General features: G+C 69.7%; 6 protein-coding genes. 3 read left to right on the plus strand and 3 right to left on the minus strand.

What is annotated here, in order from left to right:
* The 3 genes from A9W96_RS16755 to A9W96_RS16765 form a co-directional block, all read left to right on the plus strand.
* Nucleotides 1-1,287, plus strand: a 1,287-nt coding sequence (locus tag A9W96_RS16755) for an N-acetylglutaminylglutamine amidotransferase (protein WP_067141357.1), incomplete at its 5' end; no start/stop codon positions are given.
* Nucleotides 1,284-3,074, plus strand: a complete 1,791-nt coding sequence (ngg, locus tag A9W96_RS16760; protein WP_066872590.1) for an N-acetylglutaminylglutamine synthetase — start codon at nt 1,284-1,286, stop codon at nt 3,072-3,074. The genes A9W96_RS16755 and ngg, both read left to right, overlap by 4 nt.
* Before the next feature lie 48 nt (nt 3,075-3,122).
* Nucleotides 3,123-4,616, plus strand: coding sequence for an MFS transporter (locus tag A9W96_RS16765; RefSeq protein WP_067022943.1), 1,494 nt, complete (start codon nt 3,123-3,125; stop codon nt 4,614-4,616).
* Between the two features lie 11 nt (nt 4,617-4,627).
* On the opposite strand, the gene A9W96_RS16770 is transcribed toward A9W96_RS16765, so the two are convergent.
* The 3 genes from A9W96_RS16770 to A9W96_RS16780 form a co-directional block, all read right to left on the minus strand.
* A complete protein-coding gene (locus A9W96_RS16770) occupies nt 4,628-6,136 on the minus strand; it encodes a serine/threonine-protein kinase (protein ID WP_067141360.1) in 1,509 nt (502 codons plus the stop codon).
* A 20-nt stretch (nt 6,137-6,156) separates the two neighbouring features.
* Nucleotides 6,157-7,935: a serine/threonine protein kinase PknE gene (locus A9W96_RS16775; protein WP_067141362.1), complete on the minus strand. Its 1,779-nt coding sequence runs from the start codon at nt 7,933-7,935 to the stop codon at nt 6,157-6,159.
* Nucleotides 7,936-8,042: 107 nt separating this feature from the next.
* Nucleotides 8,043-8,323 (minus strand): hypothetical protein (locus A9W96_RS16780; RefSeq protein WP_067140964.1); only part of this gene is annotated, 281 nt, incomplete at its 5' end.

Consider the following 8,323-nt stretch of genomic DNA (forward strand, 5'->3'; position numbering starts at 1 on the left):
CGCGGCCACCCCGTCGCCCTGCACCACTACATGAGCTTCCACTCGGTGGTGCCCGCGCCGAACACCATCCTGCGCGGCGTCCGCAAGGTGCCGCCCGCCTCGCTGGTCGCCATCGAGCCCGACGGCCGGCGCACCGTTACCACCTACTGGGCCCCCGACTTCACCCGGCACTCCGACCGCGCGGATTGGTCGGAGCGCGACTGGGAAGACGCGGTGCTGTCCACGCTGCGGTTGGCGGTCAAGCGCCGCCTGGTCGCGGACGTGCCGGTCGGTTGCCTGTTGTCCGGCGGCGTGGACTCCAGCCTGATCGTGGGTTTGCTCGCCGAGGCCGGCCAGCACGGGTTGTCGACGTTCTCCATCGGCTTCGAGTCCGCCGGCGGCGTCAAGGGCGACGAATTCCAGTACTCCGACATCGTGGCCCAGCGCTTCGAGACCGACCACCACCAGATCCGCATCGAGACCGACCGGATGCTGCCCGCCCTGGACGGGGCCATCGGCGCGATGAGCGAGCCGATGGTCAGCCACGACTGCGTCGCCTTCTATCTGCTCAGCCAGGAAGTGGCGCGGCACGTCAAGGTCGTGCAGTCCGGCCAGGGCGCCGACGAAGTATTCGCCGGCTACCACTGGTATCCGCCGATGGGCGATCCGGCCGCCGCCACCCTGGACGGCGCCGTCGCCCAGTACCGGGGCGCCTTCTTCGACCGCGACGCGGCCGGGGTGCAGGCGCTGGTCGGATCGGGCATCGTCGCGGCCGGCGACCCCAGCCTGCGGTTCGTCACCGAGCACTTCGCGCAGGCCGGCGCCGAAACCGGGATCGACCGCGCACTGCGGCTCGACACGACGGTGATGTTGATCGACGATCCGGTGAAGCGGGTGGACAACATGACGATGGCGTGGGGGCTGGAGGGCCGGGTTCCGTTCCTCGACCACGAGCTGGTCGAGCTGGCCGCGACCTGCCCGCCGGAGCTCAAGATCGCCCACGAAGGCAAGGGCGTCCTGAAACAGGCTGCGCGACGGGTGATTCCGGCGGAGGTCATCGACCGCCCCAAGGGCTACTTCCCGGTCCCGGCGCTGACCCACCTCGAAGGCCCGTACCTCGACATGGTCCGCGACGCTCTGTACGCGCCCACCGCCAAGGAGCGCGGCCTGTTCAACACCGACGCGGTCGACGCGCTGCTGGCCAACCCCAACGGCAAGCTGACCCCGCTGCGCGGCAACGAGCTCTGGCAGATCGCGCTGCTCGAGCTCTGGCTGCAGCGCCACGGTGTCACCGGCCCGGTTGCATGACCATGGCCGATCCGTCCGGCGACCACACCGAGGCGATCACGCTCGGTCTGCACGACGCATCCCCGCCCGAGCTGGTCGATGCGATGGCCAAAGACGTCGAGCTCGAATTGGGTTGGGGCCGACTGATTTTCGGGCAGACCTTCGCCAATTCCCAGCAGCTGGTCGAGGCCCTGCGCCGCGAGGGGCCCGGCCGGCGCGACATCTGCATCTACGCCCGCGAATCTCACGTGGTGGTCGCCGAGGCGCCCACCGAGCTCTTCATCGACCCCAGCCACACCTACCGGCTGCGTTTCACGCCTGCGACGAAGAACTTCGGCCCGGCCCCGCCGGGCTTGACGGTGCGCACGCTCAACGACCCGATCGACGCCGACGCCATGAACCGCGTCTACGTGCGCTGCGGCATGGTCCCGGCCGGCGTCGACGTGATCTGGGACAACCACCAGAACGTGCCTGCGGTGAAGTATCTGCTCGCGGTGCGCGACGAGGACGGCGCGGTGGTCGGCACGGTCACCGGGGTCGATCACGAGTTGCTGTTCAACGACCCCGAGGAAGGGTCGAGCCTGTGGACCCTGGCGGTCGATCCGGCCGCCGGGCTGCCCGGCGTCGGCGGCGCGCTGACCAAGGCGCTGGCCGAGCACTTCCGCAGTGCGGGCCGCGCCTACATGGATCTGTCGGTGGCGCACGACAACGCGGCCGCCATCGGCCTCTACGAGAAGCTGGGTTTCCGCCGCGTCCCGGTGCTGGCGATCAAGCGCAAGAACGCGATCAACGAGCCGCTGTTCAGCCCGCCGCCCGAGACGGTCGACGACCTCAACCCCTACGCCCGGATCATCGCCGACGAGGCGCTGCGGCGGGGCATCTGGGTCGAGGTGCTCGACGCCGAGACCGGCGAGATGCGCCTGACCCACGGCGGCCGCAGCGTCATCACCCGTGAGTCGCTGTCCGAGTACACCTCGGCGGTGGCGATGTGCCGGTGTGACGACAAGCGGCTGACGCGGCGCCTGGTCTCCGAGGCCGGCATCACCGTGCCGCGGGCGCGGCTGGCCACCTTCGACGAGAGCGACTTCGCCTTCGTCAAGGAGGTCGGCGAGGTCGTCGTCAAACCGACACGGGGCGAGCAGGGCAAAGGCATCACCGTCGGGGTGGTGCCGGACAACGGCCCCGACGACCTGTCCGCCGCACTGGCGCGGGCCCGCCAGCAGTACCCGGACGTGCTGATCGAACAGCGGATCACGGGCGACGACCTTCGGCTGGTGGTGATCGACGGCCGCGTGGTGGCCGCCGCGCTGCGGATGCCTCCCGAGATCATCGGCACCGGGGAGCACAGCGTGCGGGACCTGATCGCGGCCGAGAGCCGGCGGCGCTCGGCGGCCACCGGCGGCGAGTCCCGCATCCCGCTCGACGACCTCACCGAGTCGACCGTCGCCGAGGCCGGGTGGAAGCTGGACGACGTGCTGCCCCAGGGGACCCGGCTGCGGGTGCGCCGCACCGCCAACCTGCATCAGGGCGGCACCATCCACGACGTCACCGCGCACGTGAACAGCGAATTGTGCCGCGTCGCGGTGACGGCGGCCGAGGCGATCGGCATCCCGGTGACCGGCATCGACCTGTTGGTGCCCGACGTCACCGGCGCCGAGTACGCGTTCATCGAAGCCAACGAGCGCCCAGGCTTGGCCAACCACGAACCCCAGCCCACCGCCGCGGCCTTCATCGACTTCCTGTTTCCCGGCCACCCCGGCCAGCCGCAGGCCTGGACTCCCGAGGAGTCCCGCTCCGATCGCGGCTGACGCCCGCTGAATGGGTAGATCTCTTTTCAAACGCCGAACGGAGACCGCATGAGTGCGAGCGCGCAAACCAAGACCATCTCGACCCATGTGCCGGCGCGGCTGGACCGGCTGCCGTGGTCGCGGTTTCACTGGCGCGTGGTCGTCGGCCTGGGCGGGGTGTGGGTGCTCGACGGGCTCGAGGTCACCATGGTGGGCAACGTCTCGGCCCGGCTCATGGAGCACAACAGCGGCATCGCGCTCGATCCCGCCCAGATCGGCATGGCGGCCGCGATCTACATCGCCGGCGCCTGTTCGGGGGCGCTGTTCTTCGGCCACCTGACCGACCGCTTCGGCCGGCGAAACCTGTTCATCCTCACCCTGGCGATCTATTTGGTGGCCACCGTCGCGACTGCCTTCGCGTTCGCCCCGTGGTACTTCTTCCTGACCCGTTTCTTCACCGGCTCGGGCATCGGGGGCGAATACGCCGCCATCAATTCGGCCATCGACGAGCTGATCCCGGCGCGGGTGCGCGGCCGCGTCGACCTGGTGATCAACGGAACCTATTGGCTGGGTTCGGCCGCCGGCGCGGGCGGCGCGCTGATCCTGCTGAACACCTCGAACTTCCCGCCCAACATCGGCTGGCGGCTCGCCTTCGGAATCGGCGCCATCCTCGGCATTTTCGTGCTGCTGGTGCGGCGCAACGTGCCGGAGAGCCCGCGGTGGTTGTTCATCCACGGCCGCGACGACGAAGCCGAACAGATCGTCGGCGAGATCGAGGAGGCGGTTCAGCGCGAGACCGGCCAGCCGCTGCCGGAACCGCAAGGCAAGGCGTTGCGGATCCGCCAGCGCACCGCGATCTCGTTCCGCGAGATCGCCGCGGTCGCGTTCAAGCTCTATCCGCGGCGCGCGATCCTCGGGCTGGCGCTGTTCATCGGGCAGGCGTTCCTCTACAACGGCGTCACGTTCAACCTCGGGACGCTGCTCAGCCAGTTCTACGCGGTGCCGTCGGGCATGGTGCCGGTGTTCTTCGTGCTGTGGGCCCTGAGCAATTTCGCCGGCCCGCTGGTACTCGGGCACCTGTTCGACACGGTCGGCCGTAAACCGATGATCACGCTGACCTACCTCGGTTCCGCGGTCGCGGTGGTGGCGCTGGCGATCGTGTTTCTCACCCGGGCCGGCGGCGTCTGGGCCTTCATCGGCGTGCTGATCGTCGCGTTCTTCCTGGCCTCGGCGGGCGCCAGCGCGGCGTACCTGACGGTCAGCGAGATCTTCCCGATGGAGACCAGGGCGCTGGCGATCGCCTTCTTCTACGCGATGGGCACGGCGATCGGTGGTATCACCGGGCCGTTGCTGTTCGGTCAGCTGATCAACTCGGGCATGCGCACCGAGGTCGTCTGGTCGTTCCTCATCGGGGCGGCCGTGATGGCGGCGGCGGGCCTGGTCGAACTGTGGCTCGGCATCGCCGCCGAGCGGCGCCCGCTCGAAGAGCTGGCGCTGCCGTTGACCGTGGAAGACGCCGAAGATGCTGAGCACAGGGAAGATTCGGAGCCGGCAGCGGACTGAGTCGCGACGGATCAGCCGTACGCGTCCCACCACTTGTGCAGGTCCTCGACGGTGGCCGGATCCCCGCTGACGTCGCTGAGCATGAGCCTGGCGTCGTTGGACCAGATCACGTTGGGGCGGTTGTTGTAGGTGCCGCACGCGATCAGGCCGGCCATGTCGTTGGGTGTCTCGTCGTAGTGCCAGCTGACGGGTGAGCGTCCCTCGCCGGGGCAGTTCACCAGGCTGATATTGCCGATGTCGTCGGCGAAGGCCCGCTTCAGCCGGTCGGGCGTGGCGAACAGCCCGTAGGTGGCGCGGGCCGGTCCGCCGGGCTGGGTGTTCTGGCCGCAGGTCACCATGGCCACCGCAGTCACCCAGATGCTGCCCGTCTCCGGGGTCGCCGGCGTGCAGGCGCCGGGCAGGTACCCGGGTGGAAGCAGGCTGATCAGCCGCGCCTGATCGCCGCTGGGCGCCGCGGCGGACGGGGGCGCGGTCTTGCCCGACGTGGCAAGGTGCTGGGGCTGGCTGGTCGGCTTGAGCAGCAGCCAGACGCCGGCGGCACCGATCGCCACGGCGACGACGGCGGCCGCGGCGACCACCGGCCACCGGGTGCGCCTGCGCCGCGGCGGGCCGGGCGGGCTGATCGGGCTGATCGGGCCAGCGGCGTCGCCGCGCTGCAGGATCGTCTCGGCCCGCTCGCGCTCGGGGCTGCTCAGCGCCTTGTGCGCGGCCTCGGCCAGCGCGCCGGCGGTGGGGTAGCGCTCGGCGGGGTCCTTGGCCATTCCGCCCGCGATCACCGCGTCGAATGCCGGGCTGACGCCGGCCGCGTGCGCGCTGGGTTTGGGGATGGGCTGCATCATGTGCGCGGTCACCAGCGCGCCGGAGCTGTCGGCGCCATACGGCGGCGCCCCCGTCAGGCATTCGTACAGCACGCAGGCCAGCGCGTAGACGTCGGCGCGGGAAGTCACCTCGTCACTCGAAAAGCGTTCGGGCGCCATGTATTTCAACGTTCCGACCGCGGTGCCCAGCTGGGTGAGTTTCTCGTCGGTCTCGGCGCTGGCGATCCCGAAGTCGACCAGATAGGCGAAGTCGTCGCCGGTGATCAGGATGTTTTGCGGTTTGACGTCGCGATGCGTCACCCCCGCGGCGTGGGCGGCGTCGAGCGCCGACGCGACCTGGTGGATGATGGCGACCGCCCGGGGCGCGGGCAGCGGTCCCTGCTGTTCGAGCAGGGTGTCCAGGTCGACACCCTCGATGAGGCGCATCTCCAGGAACAGCTGGCCGTCGATTTCGCCGTAGTCGTGGATGGGCACCACATGCGGCTCGAGCAGTTGGCCGGTGATGCGGGCCTCGCGTTCCATTCGCTTGCGGGACACCGGATCCTGGCTGAACGTGTGGGACATCAGCTTCACCGCCACGGTCCACTGCTTGACGGTGTGCTCGGCCTCGTACACCTCGCCCATTCCGCCGCGGCCGAGCAGCCGCTTGAGGCGGTAGGGCCCGAACGTCGTTCCCGCCTTCGACCCCTGCGCGTCGCTCACAACATCCCCGGGGCCGCTTGCTATCCGGTGAGTTTCGTCAGCCAGGCCGGATTCTGGTAGTTCACGGCCGTGGTGCCGTCCCACACGAACGGCGTGGAGTTGGCGTTGTCGCTCGACAGCGTCGAGTAGCCGTTGGCCGCTTTGGCCTTGGCCGTGCCGATGTCGTCGCCGGACTTGATGCAGGCGATGACCCCGGCGCTAGCGCCGACCGTCTTGGCCAATTGTGCGAGCTCGCCGTCGGTGCGGTCCTCGGCGGCGCCCTCCTGCGGCTGAAAATTGCTGGCGAACAAGCCCGAATAGAAGTCGGCGTAGAGCTTGGGGTCGTTCTGCGCGGCGACGCAGTAGCTGGCCGCCACCGCGCGGGTCGAGTAGTCCTGGCTGTGCGACTTGTCGTCGAGGAAGTTGAGCAGGTGATAGCGCACGGCCAGCTTCTTGTTGTTCACCGCGGCGTCGATGTCGGCGGCGTTCGACCTGATGAAGCTGCCGCACGGCGGGCAGATCGGCTCGTTGAAGATGTCGATCGTGGTCTGGGCCGCCGAACTCCCGACGAACACACCGTCATCGAGGACCCGCAGCGCGACGGCGTCGGGCGGCGGCGGGGGCGGCGTCGCCGGGGCCGGCCCGGACTTCGGTTCCCACGGGCGCACGACGCCGAGGATCACCCCGATCAGCACCACCGTGAGCGTGGCGGCGACACCGACCCACAGCCAGGGCTTGCGGCCGGCCCGCGGCGGCTGGCTCCAGGGCGGGGTCGCCGCGCCGGCGTTGGTCCAGACCGGGGGGCCGCCCCACGGCGGTGGTTGGACGGCGCCCGACGGCGTGGGCCAGGAGCCGAGCGGCGGGGCGGGCGGTGCCGCGGCGGGCGGGCCGGGCGCAAACCCGCCGGCCGGCTGGCCGGCGAATGCGGCCGGCGGCGTTGCCATTTGGGTGCGCTCCAGGATGTCGGTGGCCCGATCCTGATCCGGCGCGGCCAGGGCGCCGTAGGCGGCCGCCGCCAGGTCACCGCAGGTGAGGTAGCGGTCCGCGGGGTCCTTGGCCATGCCGCGGGCGATCACGCCGTCGAAGGCGGCCGGGATGCTGGGGCGCGCCGCGCTCGGGCGCGGGATCGGTTGGTGGACGTGGGCGCCCATCACGCTGAGCTGGTCACCGGTGTAGGGCGGGGAGCCGGTCAGGCACTCGTAGAGCACGCAGGCCAGCGCGTAGATGTCGGCCTTGTGGGTGATTGCGGAATCACCGAACCGCTCCGGGGCCATGTATTTGGCGGTGCCCACAGTGGTGCCGAACTGCGTCAGCTTTTCGTCCGACGTGGCGCTGGCGATGCCGAAATCGACGAGATAGGCGAAGTCGTCGGCGCTCACCAGGATGTTTTCCGGCTTCACGTCTCGGTGCAGGATCCCGGCCGCGTGCGCGGCGTCGAGCGCCGAACCGATCTGGCGCACAATCGCTATCGCGCGCGGCGGCGATATCGGTCCGTACCGCTTCAGCATGCTGGCCAGGTCCTTGCCGTCGATCAGCCGCATGTCCACGTAGAGCTGCCCGTCGATTTCGCCGAAGTCGTGGATGGGCACGACGTGCGGTTCGTGCAGCCGCCCGGCGGTGCGGGCCTCGCGCTGCATCCGGGAGCGGAAGACCGGATCGTTGGACAGGGTCCGCGACATCAGTTTGAGGGCCACGGTGCGCTCGCGGACCGTGTCCTCGGCCTCGTAGACGTCGCCCATGCCGCCACGGCCGACCAGGCGCAGCAGCCGATACGGCCCGAACTGCGTACCCTCCCGCGAATCCGCGGTCGCCTCACCCATCGAAGACTCCTCACCCGCGCATACCGGGCATGCAGGCATAAGGCTAAGGTTTTCGCGGCCGCGGGGCACGGCGAATAGCGAAAGCCAGCTAATTCGACGGGGCGCGATTAACGGATGTCGTCATCGCCGGTGGCGCGCTCGGTGAGCCCTTCCCGGGCCAGCGCCCGGACGAAACCGTACGCCTGCATGCCGGCGGGGCCGGGATTGTCGAAGATCCATTCGTTGATCTTTTCCAGCGCGTTGGCCAGGTCGTCGCGCTTGACCCGAACCAGGTAGGTCTTCCGGTCGTCGTCGGGATCCTCGAGGGATTCGGCGACCGCGACCGGATTCTTGAACGCGTAGGCGATCCCGTGCACGGCATCGTGGTTCAGGGCCCAGTGAATCTCGC

It is taken from the genome of Mycobacterium sp. 1245852.3 (assembly GCF_001669335.1).
Lineage (GTDB): Bacteria > Actinomycetota > Actinomycetes > Mycobacteriales > Mycobacteriaceae > Mycobacterium > Mycobacterium europaeum_A.